16 protein-coding genes and 1 pseudogene are annotated in these 22,828 nt (G+C 42.0%); 6 read left to right on the top strand and 11 right to left on the bottom strand.

Going from position 1 to position 22,828, the window contains the following annotated elements:
* Positions 1-144 precede the first annotated feature (144 nt).
* The 5 genes and pseudogenes from nlpD to C5469_RS13280 all read left to right on the top strand — a co-directional run bounded on the left by nlpD (position 145) and on the right by C5469_RS13280 (position 4,303).
* Positions 145-1,113 carry a murein hydrolase activator NlpD gene (nlpD, locus tag C5469_RS13300; RefSeq protein ID WP_166307408.1) on the top strand — a complete coding sequence of 323 codons (969 nt, stop codon included), beginning with the start codon at positions 145-147 and terminating at the stop codon, positions 1,111-1,113.
* Positions 1,114-1,164: 51 nt separating this feature from the next.
* A complete protein-coding gene (gene rpoS / locus C5469_RS13295; RefSeq protein ID WP_166307405.1) occupies positions 1,165-2,163 on the top strand; it encodes an RNA polymerase sigma factor RpoS in 999 nt (332 codons plus the stop codon).
* A gap of 239 nt (positions 2,164-2,402) precedes the next feature.
* Positions 2,403-3,573, top strand: a pseudogene (locus C5469_RS13290) (RNA-guided endonuclease InsQ/TnpB family protein).
* Between the two features lie 164 nt (positions 3,574-3,737).
* On the top strand, positions 3,738-4,016 hold the full coding sequence (locus C5469_RS13285) for a type II toxin-antitoxin system RelE/ParE family toxin (RefSeq protein WP_166307476.1): 279 nt from the start codon (positions 3,738-3,740) through the stop codon (positions 4,014-4,016).
* A complete protein-coding gene (locus C5469_RS13280) occupies positions 4,016-4,303 on the top strand; it encodes a HigA family addiction module antitoxin (RefSeq protein WP_166307402.1) in 288 nt (95 codons plus the stop codon). The genes C5469_RS13285 and C5469_RS13280 overlap by 1 nt, the downstream gene beginning before the upstream one ends.
* A gap of 108 nt (positions 4,304-4,411) precedes the next feature.
* Here C5469_RS13280 and miaE read toward each other — a convergent pair whose 3' ends face one another.
* From miaE to fucP, 10 genes are all read right to left on the bottom strand, one after another.
* Positions 4,412-5,173: a tRNA isopentenyl-2-thiomethyl-A-37 hydroxylase MiaE gene (miaE, locus tag C5469_RS13275; RefSeq protein ID WP_166307399.1), complete on the bottom strand. Its 762-nt coding sequence runs from the start codon at positions 5,171-5,173 to the stop codon at positions 4,412-4,414.
* A gap of 4 nt (positions 5,174-5,177) precedes the next feature.
* Complete coding sequence (gene mutS, locus C5469_RS13270) at positions 5,178-7,733, bottom strand: DNA mismatch repair protein MutS (RefSeq protein WP_166307396.1); 2,556 nt, start codon at positions 7,731-7,733, stop codon at positions 5,178-5,180.
* A gap of 410 nt (positions 7,734-8,143) precedes the next feature.
* Positions 8,144-8,596: a type II toxin-antitoxin system PemK/MazF family toxin gene (locus C5469_RS13265; protein WP_166307473.1), complete on the bottom strand. Its 453-nt coding sequence runs from the start codon at positions 8,594-8,596 to the stop codon at positions 8,144-8,146.
* Between the two features lie 1,117 nt (positions 8,597-9,713).
* Entirely contained in the window at positions 9,714-10,829 is a 1,116-nt protein-coding gene (locus tag C5469_RS13260) for a PLL family lectin (protein WP_166307393.1), read from the bottom strand.
* 531 nt (positions 10,830-11,360) lie between these two features.
* Positions 11,361-12,470: a PLL family lectin gene (locus C5469_RS13255; RefSeq protein ID WP_166307390.1), complete on the bottom strand. Its 1,110-nt coding sequence runs from the start codon at positions 12,468-12,470 to the stop codon at positions 11,361-11,363.
* Between the two features lie 362 nt (positions 12,471-12,832).
* Complete coding sequence (locus C5469_RS13250; protein ID WP_166307387.1) at positions 12,833-12,991, bottom strand: hypothetical protein; 159 nt, start codon at positions 12,989-12,991, stop codon at positions 12,833-12,835.
* Positions 12,992-13,411: 420 nt separating this feature from the next.
* Positions 13,412-14,113 (bottom strand): L-fucose operon activator, encoded by a 702-nt coding sequence (gene fucR / locus C5469_RS13245; RefSeq protein ID WP_166307384.1) that lies wholly within the window; start codon positions 14,111-14,113, stop codon positions 13,412-13,414.
* A gap of 212 nt (positions 14,114-14,325) precedes the next feature.
* Positions 14,326-15,771 (bottom strand): L-fuculokinase, encoded by a 1,446-nt coding sequence (gene fucK, locus C5469_RS13240; RefSeq protein ID WP_166307381.1) that lies wholly within the window; start codon positions 15,769-15,771, stop codon positions 14,326-14,328.
* Positions 15,772-15,821: 50 nt separating this feature from the next.
* Positions 15,822-17,600: an L-fucose isomerase gene (gene fucI / locus C5469_RS13235; RefSeq protein WP_166307378.1), complete on the bottom strand. Its 1,779-nt coding sequence runs from the start codon at positions 17,598-17,600 to the stop codon at positions 15,822-15,824.
* 38 nt (positions 17,601-17,638) lie between these two features.
* Complete coding sequence (gene fucP / locus C5469_RS13230) at positions 17,639-18,949, bottom strand: L-fucose:H+ symporter permease (RefSeq protein ID WP_166307375.1); 1,311 nt, start codon at positions 18,947-18,949, stop codon at positions 17,639-17,641.
* Between the two features lie 431 nt (positions 18,950-19,380).
* On the opposite strand from fucP, the gene fucA reads away from it, so the two are divergent.
* A complete protein-coding gene (gene fucA, locus C5469_RS13225) occupies positions 19,381-20,028 on the top strand; it encodes an L-fuculose-phosphate aldolase (protein ID WP_166307372.1) in 648 nt (215 codons plus the stop codon).
* Positions 20,029-20,207: 179 nt separating this feature from the next.
* Here the strand turns inward: fucA and C5469_RS13220 are convergent, their stop codons facing one another.
* On the bottom strand, positions 20,208-22,787 hold the full coding sequence (locus C5469_RS13220) for a TonB-dependent receptor (protein WP_166307369.1): 2,580 nt from the start codon (positions 22,785-22,787) through the stop codon (positions 20,208-20,210).
* Between the last annotated feature and the right edge of the window lie 41 nt (positions 22,788-22,828).

Below are 22,828 nucleotides of genomic sequence, written 5' to 3'. Positions count from 1 at the left end.
TTCAATTAATGGTTATATCTGCTTTAATAAGCGAAATATTTTCATTTTGAGATTTTTGTGGTTATGTATGATCTTTAAGAATTATTGGTTTTTACGCTTATATTTGCCGTTATGGGGGAAGGAAGTATGAATTCAGGAAGCCCAATGAAAAAAATACAGCGGATTGTAACTTGTTCATTGATAGGAATCTGGTTAGTCGGCTGTGCAAATACGCCAACTCGACCTGCGCCTATCACCAGTGTCGATCAGGAACAAAGTCGGAGTATCAGCCGTCCGGTAATATCTTCTGGCAGCTCTGCTATATCTACACCAATGGCATCTTCACCTTCATCAATTAGGGTTACTGGTGGTGGTTCACAAGGGGGAATAGTTTATAACCGCAATTATGACAATATTCCTAAAGGTAGCTATAACGGCAATACTTACACTGTAAGACATGGTGATACTCTGTTTTATATCGCATGGCTCACTGGCAATGATTTTCGTGATCTTGCGAGCAAAAATAATATTTCAGAACCTTATAGTCTAACGGTGGGGCAGACTTTGAGGACGGATAATAGTGGGATGTTAACCACTTATAACCATAATCAAATTCAAACAACCCTGGTTGATTCTCAATCAACTAATGCGTATCCTGCAAATTCCGGAAAACAAAAGAGTGTAAAAATGTTGCCACAGGCAACGACCTCAACAATAAACAATACGTATGTAAAGTCACCGACGACAACCGTAAACAGTGTTGTTAGTCATTGGATGTGGCCTGCTGAAGGTAAAGTGATTGAGAATTTCTCTGATACCCAAGGGGGTAACAAAGGGATTGATATTGCAGGTAGTAGTGGTCAGTCAGTATTTGCGACATCAGGTGGTCGGGTGGTATACGCTGGAAATGCCTTACGTGGATATGGAAATCTGATAATTATAAAACATAATGATGACTACCTGAGTGCCTATGCTCATAACGATACAATGTTGGTTCGTGAGCAACAGGATATTAAAGCAGGGCAGAAAATTGCCACTATGGGTAGCACCGGTACTAGCTCTGTAAGATTACACTTTGAAATTCGTTACAAGGGAAAATCCGTAAACCCGCTGCGTTATCTTCCGCAGCGATAAACTGGGCAGAATGCTGAATTCTGCCTGCATTATCTCGGGTAGGGGCAGCTTATGAGCCAAAATACGCTGAAAGTTATTGATTTGTATGATGATGCGGATTTAGATGAAAGCGGTATTGAAGCTGACGACTTCGATGAGAAATTATTGAAGAATGGTGAGGATGACCTAACTGATCTTGAGAATGACTTAGATGTATTGCAGGGTATGAACCAGCGGGTTCTTGATGCAACACAGCTTTATCTCGGAGAGATTGGTTTTTCTCCTCTGTTGACGGCAGAAGAAGAGGTTTTTTTTGCAAGGCGGGCATTACGTGGTGATGTATTGGCCCGCCAGAGAATGATTGAAAGTAACTTGCGATTGGTTGTTAAAATCTCCCGCCGTTACAGCAACAGAGGCTTAGCTCTTCTTGATTTGATTGAAGAAGGTAATCTTGGTCTTATCCGTGCTGTTGAGAAATTTGACCCGGAACGTGGGTTCAGGTTTTCTACCTATGCAACATGGTGGATTCGGCAGACTATTGAACGGGCTATTATGAATCAAACCCGTACTATTCGGTTGCCTATTCATATTGTTAAAGAACTTAACGTCTACTTACGTACCGCAAGAGAACTTGCCCATAAATTAGATCATGAACCCAGTCCAGAAGAGATAGCAGAAAAACTGGATAAACCGGTTGATGATGTCAGTCGTATGTTGCGATTGAATGAACGTATTATTTCGGTTGATACACCAATTAGTAGTGATTCTGACAAAGCACTATTAGATGTTTTATCAGATGAGAATGAAACAGGGCCGGAGGGAACAACACAGGAAGATGATATGAAAAAGAGTATCGTCAAATGGTTGTTTGAATTAAATTCGAAGCAACGTGAAGTATTAGCGCGTCGTTTTGGTCTCTTGGGCTATGAAGCGGAAACTTTGGAAGATGTGGGCAAAGAGATCGGTTTGACAAGGGAAAGAGTGCGTCAGATTCAGGTCGAAGGTTTGCGACGTCTGAAAGATATTATGCAAACCCAAGGTTTGAATATTGAAGCATTGTTCCGTACTTAATTGTTGAGTAGTTTAGCTACTTGGGTTCTGAAGAACTGTTGTCCGTATTTTTGCGTTGTTGGCGCTCGGTATTTCAGTATTAGCAAAAACCGCCGTAAACCCTTGCCCAGTGCGGGCGGGGATATAAGGCGAAAAGCCCAAATGGTTTTAGGGCGGGCTACTGTGACGTATCCTGACTGAATGGATATCTGCCGATAAAACAGGCTAACATGAATGCCCTTTATCAATGAGCGTTGAATATGTTAAGAGCGACCAAAGTCCGCCTTTACCCCACATCCGAACAGGCCGGGTATCTTAACGGCCAGTTCGGTGCGGTCCGTTTTGCGTACAACAAGGCGCTGCACATCAAAAAGCATACTTACAAACATCACGGCGTGAGTTTAAATCCGCGCAAAGACCTCAAACCGCTCCTGGCGGTCGCGAAGAAATCCCGCAAATACGCGTGGCTCAAGGCATATGACGCTATCGCGTTACAGCAGGCGGTGCTCAATCTGCATACCGCGTTTGATAATTTCTTCAATCCGAAGTTGCGCGCCCAATTTCCCACGTTCAAACGCAAACAGGGCAAGCAATCCAGCTATCACTGTGTTGGGGTGAAAGTGCTGGAGGGTGCGGTGAAGCTCCCGAAATTGTCACCGATAAAGGCGCGCATACACCGAGAAATTGAAGGGGAAGTGAAGAGCATTACGCTGTCTCGCACCGCCACGGGAAAGTATTTCGCCGCTATCCTGTGTGACGATGGCAAAGAGGCACCGGAAAGGCCGGGCGTTATCACCCGCGTGACCGGTTGCGATATGGGTTTGTCCCACTATCTTATCGAGTCGAATGGGGAGAAGGTCAATAACCCGCGTCACCTTATCAACGCCACCCGTAACCTGCGTCGTAAACAGAAATCACTGTCCCGCAAACAACAGGGCAGTGCTAACCGCCGCAAGGCCCGATTACGTCTGGCGGCAGTCCATGAGCGGGTCGCCCATGCCCGCGCCGATTTTCAACACAAACTCTCCCGAACAATGGTTGACGAAAACCAGGCGCTCATTGTTGAGACACTGAAATCGGCCAACATGATGAAAAATCACCGCCTTGCTCGCGCTATCGGGGATGCGGGCTGGCATGGCTTCATCAAGAAACTGGAATACAAAGCCGCAGCGTCGGGCGTCCACCTGGTCAAACTGGATCAGTGGTTCGCCATTTCGAAAACTTGCCATTGCTGCGGTCACAAAGAGCCGGAAATGCCGCTGCGTAAGCGGATCTGGCAATGCCCTTGCTGTGGTGTTGAACATGACCGGCGATATCAATGCGGCGCTCAACATCCAGCACAAGGGCATAACAGCATTACAGGTGGCGGGACTCGTCGTTTCTGCCCACGGAGGCCAGTGTAAATCCGTCATAAAGACGGTGGCGGCCTGAGAAGTGGGAAGCCTCGCCGTTTTTTACGGCGGGGAGCAGTCACAGTAATTCCATACAAAGCTACAGATGGTTTTAAAGTTCCATTGTGACTTGCAAAGGTGTTGCGTGTTGCGCGGTGGCTGAGTATGATAATTGTACCGCGCAACACCGTACAGCAGACGGATATGATTAAGAGTTTTAAACATAAAGGGTTGAAAAAGTTTTTCGAAACAGGTTCTACAGCTGGTATTGATGCCAGGCAAGCTCCAAAGATTGCTACTCGTCTTGAGGTGTTGAATAGGGCAGTGAAAATTGAAGATGTAGATATCCCTGGCTTTTGTTTACACCCACTTACAGGAAACCGAAATGGTGTGTGGTCTGTTACTGTGACAGGGAATTGGCGAATTACCTTTGAGTTGTGTAATTGTGATGTCTACATTGTGAACTATGAGGATTACCACTAATGGCTATGATGTATAACCCCCCGCATCCCGGAATGTTGGTTCAAGAGGCTATGGAGGCTCTGAATTTGAGCGCAAGAGGTCTGGCTAAGGCACTGGGTGTAGCACCATCAACTGTGCAACGTTTGGTTACTGGCAAGTCTGATGTTTCGCCGGAAATGGCACTGAAATTGTCTGTTGTTATTGGCAGTTCACCTCAAATTTGGATGGGGATGCAGGTGGACTATGATTTATGGCAGGCAAAACAGCATATCGATGTGTCTCACCTTCATCGATTGCAAATAGCCTGATTAACATATTTCAATGTCCCTAATTCTGAACCACTCCAATTGTTTTGTCAGCGGTCTGAAAGGTGAGTATAAGCTCACCTTTTTTTAATCAATGTGACATTGCTATATTCAAATTACAGGGATGCCACTGTGGAATTTAAAATCGCTATCTGGATTTTGAATCAACTCAGCTTCAACACGGCCAAAATAGTTAACTCGTTCGGTAATATCTTCATTAGCAATAGATTGCGCCAGTGACAGATAATCCTGGTAATGGCGTGCTTCAGAGCGGAGTAGTGAGATATAAAATTTACTCAATTCTTCATCCAGATGGGGGGCCAGCTTGGCAAAACGTTCACAGGAACGCGCCTCAATATAAGCGCCGATAATCAGCTTATCTACCAATGTATAAGGTTCGTGGTTGATGATATGGCTAAGCATGCTTTTGGCATAACGGCTGGCACTGATATTTTCATAGCTGATATCACGTGCATCCATGATTTCTAGCACCTGATAGAAGTGATGTAACTCTTCTTTAATCAGCAATACCATTTTATCAATCAGATCTTGACTATAGGGTGAATTAGCTTTGGCGGTGATCTGCTTGGTAGCTTGATTTTGACCTCTTAATGAATTGAGATCGCCAGTTTTCTTATAGGTAAAATCTTCATAAGGCTTAAACCATGCTAGAAGTGTATCCGCACTTTGCTGATCTACAGCGTACTTGCGGATCAAATACATAGCGCTCTGTGCTGCTTTTAGTTCGCATAACAGATGATCCCGTAGAAGTACAGGTAAATTTTCAGGCTGTTTTGCTTTATCTACCCATAAATCTGGGGTTTCACACTGCAAAAAACGGTATATCGGTTGTAAGAGGCTTTTATCGAACACTTTTTTACACCATATCTTTTAGCCGATAAATCCATTCCAAAGCTTGACGCGGAGTTAGTGAGTCTGGATTGAGATTTTCCAATGCTTCGACTGCCGGTGATGTTTCTTCTGTTAATAGCGCAAGTTGCGGTGTATCGACATGACTGGCGGTTGCATGGTTGGATAGAGATTCTAGCTCTTTAAGTTTCTGACGTGCCCGTTTGATTACTTCACGGGGAACCCCTGCGAGGGAAGCGACCGCCAGCCCATAACTTTTACTTGCCGCACCATCCTGTACACTGTGCATAAATGCAATAGTATCTCCATGCTCTACTGCATCCAGATGAATGTTGACCACACCTTCGAGTTTTTCCGGCAACGTAGTTAGTTCAAAATAGTGAGTGGCAAATAGGGTCATTGCTTTAATGCGGTTTGCCAGATTTTCTGCACATGCCCATGCCAGAGAAAGACCGTCGTAGGTCGATGTGCCTCTGCCAATTTCATCCATCAAGACCAAGCTTTGCTCTGTTGCATTGTGCAGAATATTAGCGGTTTCTGTCATTTCCACCATAAAGGTTGAACGGCCAGATGCTAGATCATCGGAAGCACCCACTCGGGTAAATATGCGATCAACCGGGCCGATGACGGCTTTCTCAGCAGGTACAAAGCTACCGATATAGGCCAGAAGTGTAATCAATGCTGCCTGACGCATATAAGTACTTTTACCACCCATATTTGGACCGGTAATAATCAACAGACGTCGTTGTGAGGATAAAGATAGTGGGTTGGAGATAAAAGGTTCACTCAGAACTTGCTCAACAACTGGATGGCGGCCACCGGCAATTTGAATTCCCGGTTTATCACTCAATGTTGGGCAAACATAATTCAGGGTTTCAGCGCGTTCTGCCAGATTTGCTAATACGTCAAGTTCAGCAAGTGCTTCGGCGCTGGCTTGTAATTCGGCCAAATGAGGCAGTAGCAGATCGAATAATTCTTCGTAAAGCGCTTTCTCTATTGCCAGAGATTTCCCTTTAGAGGTCAGAACCTTATCTTCATATTCTTTTAGCTCAGGGATGATATAACGCTCGGCGTTTTTCAGTGTCTGGCGGCGGACATAATGAATTGGCACCAAATGGCTCTGTCCTCGGCTAACTTGAATATAGTAGCCATGAACACCATTGAAGCCGACTTTCAGAGTGTCAATACCTAGTTTTTCTCGTTCGCGGATTTCCAGTTGTTCCAGATAGTTACTGGCACCATCAGCCAGTGTGCGCCATTCATCCAGTTCGCTGTTATAACCCGGTGCGATTACACCACCATCCCGAACCAATACCGGAGGTGTTTCTACAATCGCTTTTTCAAGCAATTCCTGTAATTCATCAAATCTGCCGATATTTTTCTGCAATTGCTTGATATAGGGGGAATCTGAGGAGTCCATAATTTGATGGATATCCGGTAGTTGCTGGAATGCATGGCGCATTTTTGCCAGATCCCGTGGTCGGGCTGAACGTAGAGCCAGGCGCGCCAATACACGTTCGAGATCACCTACCTGTAGCAAAAATGGCTGCAACTCCAACCCAATTTCCTGCAAAGTAGCAATCGCTTGTTGACGATTTTCTAATATCTGGCGGTCCCTGACAGGAGCATGCAACCAACGTTTTAACATTCGGCTACCCATTGGGGTAACACACAGATCAAGAACGGAAGCAAGAGTATTATCTGTACTACCAGACAAGTTTTGTGTCAGTTCCAGATTACGGCGGGTTGCCGCATCCATAATAACCGTATCTTGCTGGCGTTCTATGGTGATACCACGGATATGTGGTAGAGCGGTGCGCTGAGTATCTTTGACGTATTGCAATAAGCAGCCTGCGGCACGCAGAGCAAGCGCGGCTTTTTCCACACCAAAACCGATCAGATCACGGGTACCAAATTGCAGATTCAGTTGCTGTTTTGCGGTATCCAGTTCAAATTCCCATAAAGGGCGGCGGCGCAAACCATGGCAATGTTCAATCAGAGCCATATGTTCAAAGCTTTCAGGATAGAGTAATTCAACGGGACGGGTACGTTGCAATTCGGCGACCATCGTTTCCTGTTCTGCCATTTCAGATATCAGGAAGCGACCGGAAGTTACATCCAGCGTGGCGTAACCAAATCCTTGATTATCGTGCCAAATAGCCGCGAGCAGGTTATCCTGTCGTTCCTGCAATAAAGCTTCATCTGTCACGGTACCGGGGGTAACGATGCGAACGACTTTACGTTCAACTGGGCCTTTGCTGGTGGCAGGATCGCCAATTTGTTCACAGATAGCGACTGATTCACCTAATTGAACCAGCTTAGCTAAATAGTTTTCTACTGCATGATGGGGCACACCTGCCATAGGGATAGGATTACCGGCTGATTGACCTCGTTTGGTTAGGGAAATATCCAGTAATTTTGCCGCTTTTTTGGCATCGTCATAAAACAGCTCATAGAAATCTCCCATTCTATAAAACAGCAGAATGTCAGGATGCTGTGCTTTAAGACGGAGATATTGCTGCATCATGGGCGTATGAGTGTCAAAAGTTTCTGAGTTAATCATGCAGTGGTCTTAGTTAAGTTTGTGAATCAATTCTTTTGTTATGGTATCGTACCAAGCTTTAAACTTACACAAGTAAAATTTGGAAGCAATTCGCAAATGTAGTTGTAATTTTGATCTGGTTAAATTGTAAGGATCTGAATAGATCAGAAATTAAGGTCAGGTATCTGCTACAACTCGATAAAATTAAAAGTAAAAAGTAACGGAAGAACGGTGGAAAAAAGATTTGTTTTGGTTTTGGTGACTTATGTACGAACAGGACGTGAGCCTGAGTGGAGTGATGTCGTGAAATGCTAAAATGGCAGAAGCCTAGCAGTTAGCTAGGCTTCGCAGGTTCCTCAAGGGAAAGAAATATTTTGGGCCTCTATGGGCAACGACTATGTTGTCAGCGATCTTACTGGAAAAATCAAGTGTCATGATTTTGATAACAATTGACTTGCATTTATGGATTTAATTATTGCCAATTGAATTTTAGTGACAATTTCTTTAGGTAGAATTTGATTTAAATAACCTCTATCAGTTCTTGGCCTTTGTAGCCGTTGTTGGCTGACTTGTTGTACAAGATCCGCTTTTGCCCAGCGTGTTATTTGTTCAAAATATTTCATATTTTCAATAACATTTTGGTCAATTCCAACGTGCATTCCACGTTGGAATTTATTTTGATCACATTTACTTGATAAAGGAACAACTATACAGGCATTGCCATCTATTTTACCGTTTATAATAACAACAAGCCGATTTTTTACCATTTCAGGTGGTATATGACCATCATAGAAATCAGTTATTATTTTGCCTTCTTTATCTTTTAGGTAATTCTCATAGTCACATTCCAATATTTCGCCCACTTTGGGGCTGAAATTTATAATTTGGTATTCCTCTATGCAGGAGATAAATCGATAAATTCTACTATGACTTTAATGATTTTTACTAAGGGCTTATTTCAATAGGATTATATAATGGAAATCTGGCATTCTCATTGATGTAAAATAAAAACGGTTAATTACTACAAATTGTGATGTATATCATGTTTTAAATATGGATGAGATTTGCTGTATTTGTCAGAACTAGTAATATAGCTGTAAAAACTCAAAATCCGTGTTTTTTCTGATGTTCATGAAGCAGAAAAATCGCATGGTTTGAAGCTTTCCTGTGAGCGTTTTTTCTATTGAAAAGAGGAAATACGGCTGTAGTATTAAAGAAAGTTCTGATCGAATGGCTGGATTAGTTTATATACCCAATGGATTTCAAGATGCATCGCGACGGCGAGGGAGCGAATCCCCGGGAGCATAGATAACTCTGTGACCGGGGTGAGTGCAGCCAACAAAGAGGCAACTTGAAAGATAACGGGTATAATTCGTAATATACATTCACTTTAAGTATCACTATATATTTATTTTTAAACCATTGTTATTGAATAATGAAGACTGAGTGGGGCAGTAAATAATAGATGAATTACTCAATTATAAAGATGTAGGTTAAATTATAGTTTTTGCTAATTTTGTAAAATTCTATACGTTTATATGTTTTTATATACAGGAGTTGAAAAATAAGAAATTATAAATGAATTATTTACCTGTTTTATAATTTCGTTTTAATTATATTTAAAAATATATTTTTGCGGTGGTTGTTTTAATCTTATTCAAAGTGTCTGATAACCTGTATGAAAGTGCACAGCTTACAGGCTAGCTATTGAAAAATATAGATTCCAATTTACAAATATTTTATAAGACGATGGTTCTGTTTGAGATTTTTTTCCAAGTATATTTAACCAAAAGTCTATTTTTGGATAGACAAAAGTATATCTTTGTCATGCACAATAATGCATGAGTTCGAATTCGTATTGGGCTTGCGTGCCGAATATTAGGCTCACTCCAGTAAATTAAGTACCACTGGCCCGGTGCAGTGTAGTGAATGTTTTCTTTAATGCATCGGGCCAGAAGATTACGTTTGTCTTGTGCGAAGCTAACTCTAAATCCTTCTAGATTATTTGATCACTGAAGCGTCGATTAAGGTTCCACCAAGTGAGACCCAAGCGGACCACGATGATGTGGCTTGCCAGATGTGCCAGAGTGCGTTATCACCGCCACGCGCAAAGACTTCGAGTTGGCCGTTGGCATTTTTCCCTACTACCGGGGCGCTGGTGATCCCGCCACCTAATGAGGACCAGCTAGACCATGGGCCGGCGTGAGGTTTGGTCTGCCAGATATGCCAGAGTGCGTTATCACCGCCGCGTGCAAAGACTTCAAGCCGACCGTCGGCGTTGATATGTACCGCTGGATTGCTGGTAATTCCGCCACCCAATGAGTCCCAGCTAGACCATGGACCAGCATAGGGTTTGGTCTGCCAGATGTGCCAGAGCGCGTTATCACCGCCGCGTGCAAAGACCTCAAGGCGACCATCGGAGTTGAGATATACCGCAGGGTCGCTGGTGATCCCGCCACCTAATGAGTCCCAGCTAGACCATGGGCCGGCGTGAGGTTTGGTCTGCCAGATATGCCAGAGTGCATTATCACCGCCGCGTGCAAAGACCTCAAGCCGACCGTCGGCGTTGATATGTACCGCTGGATTGCTGGTAATTCCACCGCCCAATGAGTCCCAGTTAGACCATGGACCGGCGTAAGGTTTGGTTTGCCAGATGTGCCAGAGTGCATTGTCGGTGCCACGTGCAAAAACTTCTAGCCGGCCATCGGAGTTGACAAATACTGCTGGATCACTAGTGATTGTGCCATTCAACGATTGCCAACCTGACCAACCGGAATTGGGGGCTGTCTGCCAGTTATGCCATAACGCATTATCCCCGCCACGCACAAACACTTCTAATCGACCGTCTGAATTGGTGTAAACAGCAGGCTTACTGGTCACTCCTCCGCCAAGTGTTTTCCAGCCGGACCAGGAAGAATTTGCGTGTGGTGCGGCTTGCCAATTGTGCCATACCGCATTATCGGTGCTCACACCGAAAACCTCGAGCCGACGATCAGAGTTGTTTGCCACCGAGACAATTGCGGACAATGCGATTGCAGCATTCTCGATTTCTACTTCGTCTTTCACATATGACTCGGCATTATCTGGATTTGATGTTTTAATAGGTTCTTTTTGCATATATATACCCTTTTTAAAAAAGATTTTTTATATTCACTAAGTAGCAATTTAATGAGCAGAATATTTAATTTGATATTATGTTCTTGTTCACATCCTTTTATTTGAAAAATGAGTGGTTAATGTTTTATTTTCAGTTAACTACTGATTATTAGATTATCATGGGAATTTGACTTTATATTATAACTTTATATGTGTTGATATGTTTTTTTAAATATGACAGTGTAAAAAATTAATCATATGTAAACTGTTTTTTATTTTAAAATTTCTTTTGTTTTCTATTTCGGATATATTATTTCGTGGTGATTTTATTTTTATCAAAAATATCTTATAATTGTTATTAAGGAACATAATTCGTAATCTGGCTATTGGGGAGCATAGACCCTGATTTACTTATATTTCATAAGTTGAACATTGGGCTAATTCCAGCAAATTAGGTTATATTACTGGCCCGATATAGCGTAGTGAATGTTTTCCTTAGCATATCGGGCCTGAAGGTTACATTCGCCTTGGGCGAAACTGATCCCTTTCAGATTATTTAATCGCGGAAGCGTCGATTAAAGAGCCACCCAGGGATGTCCAAGGGGACCATGATGATACGGTTTGCCAGGTGAGCCAGAGTGCATTATCGGTACCACGCACAAAGACCTCAAGTCGGCCATCGGAATCCCTCACCGCCGTTGGCGCGCTGGTGAGCACGCCATTCAACGAGGCCCAGTTAGACCATGGACCGGAATGGGAAACTGTTTGCCAGATGTGCCAGAGTGCGTTATCAGTACCGCGCGCAAAGACTTCAAGCCGGTTGTCGCAGTTCTTCACTACAGCAGGGGCGCTGGTGATTACGCCTTTTAAAGATTGCCAACCCGACCACGGACCGGAATGAGAAATGGTCTGCCAAATGTGCCAGAGTGCGTTATCAGTGCCGCGTGCAAAGACTTCAAGCCGACCATCAGCGGTACCAATGACCACTGGGTCGCTAGTAATTACGCCATTGAGTGACTCCCAACTTGACCACAGGTTGGAATCGGGAGCGGTTTGCCAGATGTGCCAGAGTGCGTTATCGGTACCACGAGCAAAGACTTCAAGCCGACCGTCGGAGTTAATATGGACTGCGGGGTTGCTGGTGATCACGCCGTTCAAAGATTGCCAGCTCGACCATGGACCGGAATGAGCGGTAGTTTGTGAGATGTGCCAGAGTGCGTTATCGGTGCCGCGTGCAAAAACTTCAAGTCGGCCATCAGTGTTAGCATATACCGCAGGGTTACTGGTAATCACTCCACCTAAAGATTGCCAGCCTGACCAACCGGCATTGGGAGTGAGCTGCCAGTTATGCCATAACGCATTATCTGTGCCACGTGCGAATACTTCCAATCGACCATCTGTATTGATGTAAACGACGGGTTTGCTGGTCACCTGTCCGTTAAGTAAGCTCCAGCCGGACCAAGGGGAGCCTGTATGTGGTGCCATTTGCCTGTTGTGCCACACAGCATTGTCAGTGCCTACACCGAAAACCTCAAGCCGACCGTCAGAGGTGTTTACTACTGAGACAATTTCAGACAACGCGATTGCAGCGTTCTCGATTTCTACCTCGTCTTTAACATAGGACTCGGTATTATCTGGATTTGATGTATTAATGGGTTGCATATATATTCTCTTTAGAAATAATTTTTGGGGTTCACTAAATAGTCATTTAATAAGCAAGATATTTAATTCTTTGAATTAATATTCTGTTTGATGTTCGTTTATGATCTGTAAAGGTGTCAGGTGACCGTGATGCTACAGTATAAAATCCTATGTGTTTATATATATTTTTCACATGCTGTCATTTAAAAATAAAAAGTTATAAATGAATTATTTTCCTGTTTTAAAGTTTCCTTTTTATTTTATTAATAAATTACTCTTATTATGATTATTTAAATTTTATTAAAAGCATTTTATAAGTTTTACGAAAGTACATAGCTTGAAGATTGGCGATTAAAAAACACAGACTTTAATTCATGAATGTTCTATAAAATGGAGGCTTTGTTTGAAATTATTTTCCAGACATATTTAGTCACTGAGACAGTTCCAGACACCGCGATGGCTGCGTTTTCGGTTGCTGCCTGATCTACAACAGATAGCTCAGTACTACCTGGATTTGATGTATTAATAGATTGTTCTTGCATATATATATCCTCTTTAGAAATAATCTTTCAGATTCACTAAATAACCATTTAATACGCAAGATAATTTATTTGTTAAACTAATATATTATTTGATGCTAATTTCTAATCAGTAGAGCGTCAAATAAATATAATTATTCTGTTTCAATGTGAACTAAGCGTTGTCAGGTATAGGAAGTGGTCAATGAAGATGAAAACTGTTAATGGAAAAATGGAATGATTTAGTGAGTTTATTTTCAATCATATTCACTAATGGTTTGCTCATAACAACTTAAATAAACTAATGACTTGTGTGTTCTATAAACTTATAGAGATGGAATCTGGCGTTAATTTGTAAGTTTGGCTTTGATTTTGAAATTTATTAGCTATGAAAGCCTATAGAGGCCAGTATCAGGAAGGATTATAATAGTTAACAACTACCATCTAGTCATTCGATATTATATCAGTGATATTTCCATGATTTTCTATTTTAATTTCACTTTTTCGGTTAATTTTGCTTTTATCAATTAATAAAATTGATTGTAATGCTCGTTTTATAAGAATCTCTTTGAATGCTGCGTTATCAATATTCGAATCCCATAAATCGCCATTTGCATCAATGCCGTCACAGGAAAAAATGAAGAGATCGATGTCTAAATTTTTTAATTGTGCAATAATCGATGAACTAATGTAACAAGCATATTTACGATGGAGAACTCCCCCTGAACTGATTAATTGAATATTTTTTCTCTTTGATAATTCATGACAAATACGAATGCTATTCGTAAAAACAGTGATATTAATATCAGGAAGTTGTTTTGCTAAATACCAACATGTTGAACTTGCATCAAGTGCAATGATCATTCCTTCGCTTATCCACGTCACGGCTTGCTGAGCAATAAGCGATTTACTTGAAAAATGGCTTTTAACCCGAGTGTTAAAGGAATCTCCATTATCTTGCGTTTCTCTGTTTAAGCTTTTTGCTCTTCCATGTAAACGAAGGAGACTTCCATGCTCCTGAAGAAATCGCAGATCTCGACGTATTGTTTCTCTACTGACTTGTAAAACTTCGGAAAGTTCAGTCGTTGTCAATGATTCATGTTGATGAAGAAGATCCATAATTTTTTGATGGCGCTTGTTTTTCATAGGGGAATCTCTTTTATATCATGACGAAATAGGATTATTTCTCCCAATTCAGAATTAAGAAACCATGCCTTTTTAGCAATATATTTCCATAATTAGCCGTTTTCCCTATGACAATGATAGCAAAAAAGTGACCATTTCCCATCTCAGACACTATTTTTCCAAGAGACGGAGAAGTTAAATAAATAGGAAGATTGTTTTTAACGTAGAATTATTTACTCCTGTATAGAATCCTGGGCTAATGAATCATAAGTTTTCTGGTGTTCACCGGGTGTATAAAGTTCATAGTGATAAGAAAACTGTTCACGGGCTTTTTCAGGCGATTTATAGCAACCTGCACCAGCCCAGGCAAAGAAAGAAGCGCCGAGCACAGTCGTTTCTGCTTCATTAAGTACTTTTATTGGCAGGTTTAGAATATCTGCTTTTATTTGATTCCAGAGATGATTGCGGCTACCTCCACCTACTAGCACTAATTCTTTAGCATGAAACCCGCTTATTTTCTCTAAAAGAGACAGATTTTGTTTTAACTGATACCCCAAAGCTTCTAATGCAGCACGATAAAAATGACGGCGCTCAGTATTCAACGTTGTTCCACACCATCCCGCTCTGGAGGTTAATAAACGGCAATTCATTCTTAAGTTATTAGAACCAGGAGGAACAGATGAAGCTTCATGGATCATTTGGCGATAGGCTTCCGAAGGAGGAATGTCTTTCCAGAAAAGCAGTCGTATCCATTCAAGTACCCCGGAAGCCAGCCATTGCAATCCTGGGTTAAAGAGTCCTTCCTTCGCGTCCAATTCACAGGTAGAGCCAGAGTAATGAGGTAAAATACGAGTATTCACATAAGGGGTGCGTACCATCAGGATTTCCCAGGTGCCCGAAGATAAGATGGGTTGATTCAAACCTGTGCCTGAACCAAATAAAGCAAATTGTGTATCATGTCCAGAGGAAATAACCGGAATTCCTAGAGGTAAGTTTAATTTTTTGGCTGCTTCTGGTGCCAAAATGCCAATTTGTTCGCTGGCAGAAACGAGCTTAGGAAATAAATTTTCTGAAATAGAAATAGCATCTAATATTGCTTCACTAAACTGCTCATGGTGAATATTGAGCAACTGGCTGGTTCCAGCCATGGTTCTGTCAGTTGACATCACTCCTGTTAATCGATAATTGATTAAAGAGGAAATAAACAACCAAGCATGGGCTTTATCAAAAAGGGTGGGATAATTTTCCTTTAACCAGATTAACTTATAAAGCGTATTAAAATTAAATTGCCCGACACCGGATATCGTTTGTAATTGCTCAGCAGAGAAGTAACGATCAATATTTTCAACAATAGGAGTTGTTCGTGGACATTTCCAACTAATAATTGGATAAAGTAGGTTACCCTTTGCATCGACCAGTGTTCCGTCAACACCAAAAGTCGTCACTGTTATTGCGTGTATCTTGTGACCTGATAATTTAGGGATAATTACACGACAACAGCCTACTAACCGCTCTAAAATGGCATCCAGTGACCATATATGCCAGTGAGGATTGGTCTTATCAGGCTCACTGGTATTTAGTGTTGATTCTTTTGCAATCACATTACCCTGTGAATCAATTGCAATAGCCCGCACATTCGTGGCCCCACAATCCAAGACTAAAATGACATCTTGAGTCATATGATCTCCTGTCATGATAGCGGCGGCACAATTTGTACCGCCGGCAGCGATTATTGCTTATAGAGAGGCCCATAGTTTTGGCAGGCTCGGTAATCTGAACCTTCAGGGTCCATACCATGCGCCCGCCATGAAGAAGGACGATAAATTGCTTTCTCATCCACGTTATGCATACAAACTGGGATTCTTAGCATTGCAGCTAATGTAATGAAGTCTGCGCCAACATGACCAATAGAAAGTACACCGTGATTAGCCCCCCAATTTGCCATAACGGAGTACACGTCCTTAAAGGCACCTTTGCCGGTTAAACGCGGAACAAACCAGGTTGTTGGCCAGGTTTCATTTGTCCGTTTGTCCAGAACATCATGAATATCTTTCGGCAGTTCTGCACTCCAACCTTCAGCTATTTGTAGGACGGGGCCAAGGGTTTTAATAATATTGATACGACTCATGGTGAAAGGAATACCTCCTTTCGTTAAGAATTTAGAGGAGAATCCACCACCTCTGAAATATTCATGGATTGCCGGATACCATCGTGTTGCAGCCAGACAGGCATTTACTTCCTCGTCGGTAATTTCCCAGTGAGGTTTCATCGTAGGGTGACCTTGATCGTCTTTTTGACAACAGGTCCCATCTAACGTTGCAGAGCCTGAATTAATGAGATGGATCACCCCATTTTCCGCCTGTCCCGTAAGTTTTTGGCCCGTGACACGTTCAACAGATTCTGGAGACCAGAAAGTTCGGACATCAGCAAAAATCTGTGCTGTACCTGTTAACATATGACCAAATAGCATCGCAACGCCATTTAGACTGTCGTTTTCTGTTGCAATCGTAAATGGCTGGCGGATACCGTTCCAATCGAATGAACTATTTAAAATCGCTTCTGCTGTATCACCATTAGGATATTGGTCTGTCCAATGACGTTGTCCCTGGAAACCTGCGACAATGGCGTTGTAGCCGAGTGCTTCTTCTCTATACCCTTTTACTTTCAGTTTTGGATTTCCCTGCATCATGTCACGAATACAGATAGCCATGAGTAAACTTTCGCGCAGAATTTGACGACGACTTTCTGGTGAACGGCGATATTGTTCGGCATTCGTATCTTCACCATATTGAAAATATTTATCTGCCCAAGATAAAGCGAGCTTAAGTTCCTCTTCATCGTATATTTGCTTATCAATACGACGGCGTAATTCAGTCATATCAACTGATTGGACTTTCATACCAAGCCAAGATTCAAAAAAGTTATGATCAACAATTGAGCCAGCAATCCCCATTGATACGCCACCAACAGCAAGGTAAGTTTTGCCTTTCATACTGGCAACTGCCAATCCAGCACGTGCAAATCGTAGCAATTTTTCTTTGACATCATCAGGAATACGAGTGTCATCCGCATCTTGAACTTCATGTCCGTATATAGAAAAAGCGGGGATACCTTTTTGCGCGTAAGCGGCTAAAGCTGCTGCGAGGTAGACTGCACCTGGACGTTCAGTCCCATTAAAACCCCAAATAGCTTTAGGTCTTGCTGGGTCCATATCTAATGTTTCACTGCCATAACACCAACACGGTGTGACAGTGATTGTCAGACCAACATTTAATGTGCTGAATTTTTCATCACAAATTGCAGATTCAGCAAGACCGGAAATACACGAATCTGCAATAACGCATTCAACAGGGGTACCACAAACATGGCAAATATGTTTAGTCAATAAATTAGCTGTCGCTTTTGCCATATTCATGGTTTGCTCTTCGAGTGATTCACGCACCCCCATACGACGGCCATCAATAACTGGGCGAATACCAATCTTGGGTAAATTTATATGCTTTTTCATGTTATTTCCTCATCTAAATAAAGTTGTTATTTGCCTCTTTAATTAAACGAATTACTGGTCACCGTATTTGCGCGGAATTTTGCGAAAATCAAGATCACAGCAAAACAGAGGACGGGGACGAGCTCAGCAGTTGGAACGTGGCCTACAGCATCACTGACAAATCCCATAATAGGCGTCACGATGCCACCGCCAACAATTGTCATTACAATCAATGAAGAGCCATATTTGGTATCTTGACCTAATCCTTTAATGCCTAATGAGAAGATAGTTGGATATTGAATAGACATAAACAGGCTACAAATGGTCAATGCAATTAAGCCGACGTATCCCCCTGCGAACGCAGAAATAATGCAAAGGATCATGGATATCGAGGCATAACAAGCCAGTACTTTTTCTGGAGCGAACCGCTTAATTAACCAAGTACCACTTGATCGACCAATAAAGAAAAATACCATTGTTGCTGTCAGGTAATTGGCGGCGTACCCTGGAGTCATACCCGGAATTTCATCAATGGCATAACGTATAAGGTAACTCCAGCAAGCTGTTTGTGCCCCGATATAGCAAAATTGGGCCAATACAGCCCAGCGCCAGTGCTTGATTTTGATGATACGTCCCAAAGACTCAAAGAATGAGCTGTTATTGTCATGTGCATCACTTTGTATTACCGGAAATTTGGTAAATAAAACTAAGAAAGCAATGACTAAAACGACGGCAACGATAATCATGTAAGGGGACTGTACCGCCAAAACGAGGCTGTGGTTATAGGCATCAAGCTGCTTGACGGTCATTTTATCAAGTGTTTCTTGGGGTAAATGGGGAACGTGAGATAAAATCAAGCCTTGGCCAAAAATAACGGCGATAATTGCCCCAAATGAATTAAACGTTTGTGCCAGATTAATTCGAAAATGCCCCGTTTCTTCAGGTCCTAAGACGGTGACGAAAGGGTTAGCCGCTGTTTCTAAGCAGCCTAACCCAGCGGCAATAATAAAAAGCCCAAATAGGAATAGTGTATAATTCATCGCTTCTGCCGCAGGCCAAAAAAGAGCAGCACCCGCAATATAAAACAATAATCCAGTCATTATCCCCGCTTTGTAACTTAACTTCTTCATTAATATGCCCGCAGGAACAGGAATAATAAAATAACCAAAATAAAATGCCGATTGGATTAATCCCGCCTGGAAATTTGTTAAGGTAAAAGCTTTTTGAAACTGAGGTAGTAATATATCGTTTAAATTATTTGCCACCGCCCATAAAAAAAAGAGAGAACACAAAATAGCAAAAGGAATTAAATAACCTCTGTTTTTTTTCTTATCTCTAGCTATATTTGATTGTATCGATATGTTATCCATATTACCCTCTATATTACAGCTGATATTGTAAGTCTTCCAGAAGTAGTAGTATTTTTAGTCATCTATGAGATGAGAAAATGATCTAAGTCACATTTATTTATTAATGCTGCTAAACTGTGAACTTAATCACTGAAATAAACCTATTACATATGCTCGTTTATCTTTTCTTTTTATTTAATCTGATCATAAACATGACCGTATGATTTTTTTTATAAAAAAACGGTCAATAAAGCTAATAAATGACTGTTTGAGTGAGAAATGAAAAATACGGAATAAAAAAATAAATACAGATATTTTCAAAACAAAAAAAGTGGTAAAAACATTTGAGCTTAATCACAAAAATTAACTCAAATGTTTATTTGAAAACAACAAAGCGCTACAAAAAATAAAGAGTGGATTTCATCTTTAGAATTTAGATAAGGTAAATAATAATGGAAAGAAATACATTATCTCGTGAAGTTATTGATACATGCTTAGAAATGACCCGACTCGGGTTGAATCAAGGCACTGCCGGTAACGTCAGTGTCCGTTATAAAAATGGAATGTTAATTACCCCAACAGGGATACCTTATGAACAATTGACTGAAGCACATATTGTCTATGTAGATGAAAATGGTCAGCATGAGGATCATAAGATCCCCTCTAGTGAATGGCGTTTTCATCAGGCGGTCTATTATGCCAGACCCGATGCAAATGCAGTTATCCATAATCATGCAATTCATTGCGTCGCGGTTTCTATATTAAATAAATCGATCCCGGCTATTCATTATATGATTGCAGCGGCGGGAGGAGACTCTATTCCCTGTGTACCTTATGCAACATTTGGCACCAAACAACTCTCCGACTATGTGTTTGATGGATTTAAAAATAGAAAAGCCATTTTATTACAGCACCATGGGATGATTGCTTGTGAGGCTAATCTACAAAAAGCATTGTGGCTCGCGCATGAAGTTGAAGTACTCGCTCATCTGTATTTACAAACCCTGGCGATCCAAAATCCAGTCCCTGTTCTGAGTCAAGAGGAAATAGCGATTGTGCTTGAAAAATTTAAGACATATGGCTTAAAGATTGAAGAATGAGATCACTTTTTCAGGAATTAAATTATAAAAGCTTAAAATAGAAAACGGAAATTGGGCTAACTATTTATTAAAAACAATTACCCACTTTTAGCATGTTTTCTTATTTGCGAGGATGAATGAAGTGCTGTCGGAAAGTGGCATATCAACTCAGTGATATGCCTTTTACTTAACTAATCGATTTAAAAGTAAGTTGTGATACCTGCACGAAATGTTCTTCCCGGTGATGGTATATAGCCCAGGCTGAGAGGCTGGATATAATATTTATCAAAGACGTTATCCACACCAAACTCAAACTCTACATGCTTATTCACACGGGCAGTCAGAGAAATATCAGCCACGGTTGCTGGTCGCCAAATAATAGGTGCTAGCAGGGTAGCTGAACCACGGCCCGGTTTTCCTGCTGGCACCGATCTTTGACCATAATGGGAGACTCTTGCATTGAGAGAGATTTGGTCGTTTAAAAATCGCTGTGTCAGATCGAGTGATACGGCGTATTTAGGGGGAATATGGTTGGTGGCATAATCTGACGGGAGGCTACGTGCCACACAGCCTTCATTTTCTGTACAGAATCTGACGTTCGTGTAGTAATTCATGGATAAACGCGCGTCAAAGTGATCGCTGTGATAAACACTTGCTAATTCTAATCCTGCAAATTTCGCTGCCTTAATATTACTGATGTACATACTCCAGTAATCATCCATCCATGACCGGTTGATATAGTCCTTCACCCGGTTATCAAAGTAGGACATTTTGATATCGAAGCTATCATTTTGAGCAATGACATTCGGGAAGCGTGATGTCAGCCCGATTTCTATATTTTTTGAGATTTCAGGTTTTATATGGTCATCAACATTCATCATGTAACCACGAATACCTTCAACCATCGATGGAAAACGTGGTGCATAGGCATATTTGGCGTGCAGTGCTGTTGCATGATTAAGCTCAAATTTAGCGCCGATCCAATAACCGTGGGCATGATCTCGCTTATTATTTACCTTGCCTGAGGTGAGTTGCGGTAACCAAGAGTTACCAGAATGAGCCGGGCTGTAATCTTCGACTCGATAGGATTTGTACTCCCATCCACCCATTAAAGTTAATCGTGCAATAGGAGAATAGTTTCCATTCAGGAAAAGATGATCTTCCCTACGCTGCCCTTCACGGTTAACTGTGTATTGCCACTTTCCTTCGCTTGGGCCAGTACGTTCACGAATAAAACTGGCGCCGTAATTCAACTCAATATCTTGATTTGAAAGTTCAAATAATGAGGTGTTATTCAGATTCATCCCTATTGTACGCATGAATTTTTTATCACCGAGAGTATTATTTGAGGTCCGGGGACGGTCGTTAACCCGTGTTTGCCACACACCTATATCCAAATTAATCCAGGGATTTGATGCCGGTTCCCATTTGTAATTGAGACTGTGTCTGTTCATGTTGAGGCGTGTCAGTGGCCCCTGTTCCAAAATCATGAATGTTTGGCTGAGGTTTGCCATATCTGCAACATAAGATTCTCCATAGAGATTTTGGTAATGACTCACGATAGCGGAGATTTCATGACCATCACCAAAACGGATTTTTCCTTTACCCAGTAACGATTGGCTATCTTCAGAAGTATTGGGTACGGCATCTCCCATTGCATACAGTGAATAACCTGCCATCTGTTCACTGAATTGTGGAATGTGGCAATCTTGTGGATCGCTTTCACACAGATAGCCTGGCATCCCACGTTCCTTGGCGCCCGGTCCGTGTTTGCCAGAATGGTAATTGCCACGTTTGCGCTGAGCGGCACCAAATAGCAATTCATAGGAAGGTTCGGCCACGGCGAAAACGATACTCCCGGTTCTATTCTTGGCATCAAAAAAAGAAGTTTTTGCTGGGGAAGGCCAGTCATTGCGCTGATAATCGTCAGGATTAGAATGGTTGCTCAGCAGACTGCCTTTCAGACGAAGCCCGACTTTTTGTCCATCAAGCAGGATATCACTGGCTTCGATGGTTTTTATCTCCACGACACCCCCAATAGCTCCCATACCGCCTTTTCCTGTCGGGCCTTTGCTGATATCAACCCGGCCAATGAAATCGGGATCAATAAAGGAACGGTTGGAGACACCTTGATAACCACGGTATAACGCGGTCTGGTTAGATGCACCATCAACAGTCGTTAAGACTCGCCCTTGTCCTTGCAGGCCCCGAATATTCACATCCAGGCTGCCTGAACTGCGTGCTTCGCCGGATAATACTCCAGGTGTTGTCTTAAAAATATCAACGGGATGGATCACGCCAAATTTTTCGATATCTTTACCTTTGATGGTGGTGCTGTCGAAACGCAATGGTTCATTTCCCGTGTACCCGCGATTGCCTGCTACCGTAAGAGGGTTTAGTACTATGACACCATTGTTGGTTATATTCTCTGCCATTTTTACCAGCGTGTAACTGCCATCGGCACGCTGGGACAGGCGTAAATGACAGCCGGTGAGCAGTTGTACTAAACCTTGATGAGCGGTAAAACTGCCATTCAATGAAGGTGCGGTTAGCCCGTTGGTTAAATTCGGATCGAAGGAGAGCGCTGTACCGGTTTGAGCAGCAAAACGAGATAAAGAATTGCCTAATGAACCAGCCGGAATGTTGACAGGATAAAGGGGATCTGTTGGTGTGGTTGCGTACAGGGGTGCTGATAGTAGCATCAACGGAAGCAACAAGAGGGCTAAAGACTTTTTCTGCCAACGTGGTTGTGAACCCGGACAGTTAACATGATATGGCATAGATAATTTCTCCACAGCTTTTTAAGCTTCTTTTATCTCTA

It is taken from the genome of Photorhabdus cinerea (assembly GCF_011189575.1).
GTDB lineage: Bacteria > Pseudomonadota > Gammaproteobacteria > Enterobacterales > Enterobacteriaceae > Photorhabdus > Photorhabdus cinerea.
Note: the sequence above shows the minus strand (reverse complement) of the source record. Positions and strands in the feature narration are given on the sequence as shown.

Bases quoted from the DNA above. Each gene is read 5' to 3' on its own strand.
- nlpD (WP_166307408.1), top strand. From the start codon at position 145: ATGAAAAAAATACAGCGGATTGTAACTTGTTCATTGATAGGAATCTGG.
- rpoS (WP_166307405.1), top strand. From the start codon at position 1,165: ATGAGCCAAAATACGCTGAAAGTTATTGATTTGTATGATGATGCGGAT.
- C5469_RS13285 (WP_166307476.1), top strand. From the start codon at position 3,738: ATGATTAAGAGTTTTAAACATAAAGGGTTGAAAAAGTTTTTCGAAACA.
- C5469_RS13280 (WP_166307402.1), top strand. From the start codon at position 4,016: ATGGCTATGATGTATAACCCCCCGCATCCCGGAATGTTGGTTCAAGAG.
- mutS (WP_166307396.1), bottom strand. From the start codon at position 7,733: ATGATTAACTCAGAAACTTTTGACACTCATACGCCCATGATGCAGCAA.
- C5469_RS13260 (WP_166307393.1), bottom strand. From the start codon at position 10,829: ATGCAAAAAGAACCTATTAAAACATCAAATCCAGATAATGCCGAGTCA.
- C5469_RS13255 (WP_166307390.1), bottom strand. From the start codon at position 12,470: ATGCAACCCATTAATACATCAAATCCAGATAATACCGAGTCCTATGTT.
- C5469_RS13250 (WP_166307387.1), bottom strand. From the start codon at position 12,991: ATGCAAGAACAATCTATTAATACATCAAATCCAGGTAGTACTGAGCTA.
- fucR (WP_166307384.1), bottom strand. From the start codon at position 14,113: ATGAAAAACAAGCGCCATCAAAAAATTATGGATCTTCTTCATCAACAT.
- fucK (WP_166307381.1), bottom strand. From the start codon at position 15,771: ATGACTCAAGATGTCATTTTAGTCTTGGATTGTGGGGCCACGAATGTG.
- fucI (WP_166307378.1), bottom strand. From the start codon at position 17,600: ATGAAAAAGCATATAAATTTACCCAAGATTGGTATTCGCCCAGTTATT.
- fucP (WP_166307375.1), bottom strand. From the start codon at position 18,949: ATGGATAACATATCGATACAATCAAATATAGCTAGAGATAAGAAAAAA.
- fucA (WP_166307372.1), top strand. From the start codon at position 19,381: ATGGAAAGAAATACATTATCTCGTGAAGTTATTGATACATGCTTAGAA.
- C5469_RS13220 (WP_166307369.1), bottom strand. From the start codon at position 22,787: ATGCCATATCATGTTAACTGTCCGGGTTCACAACCACGTTGGCAGAAA.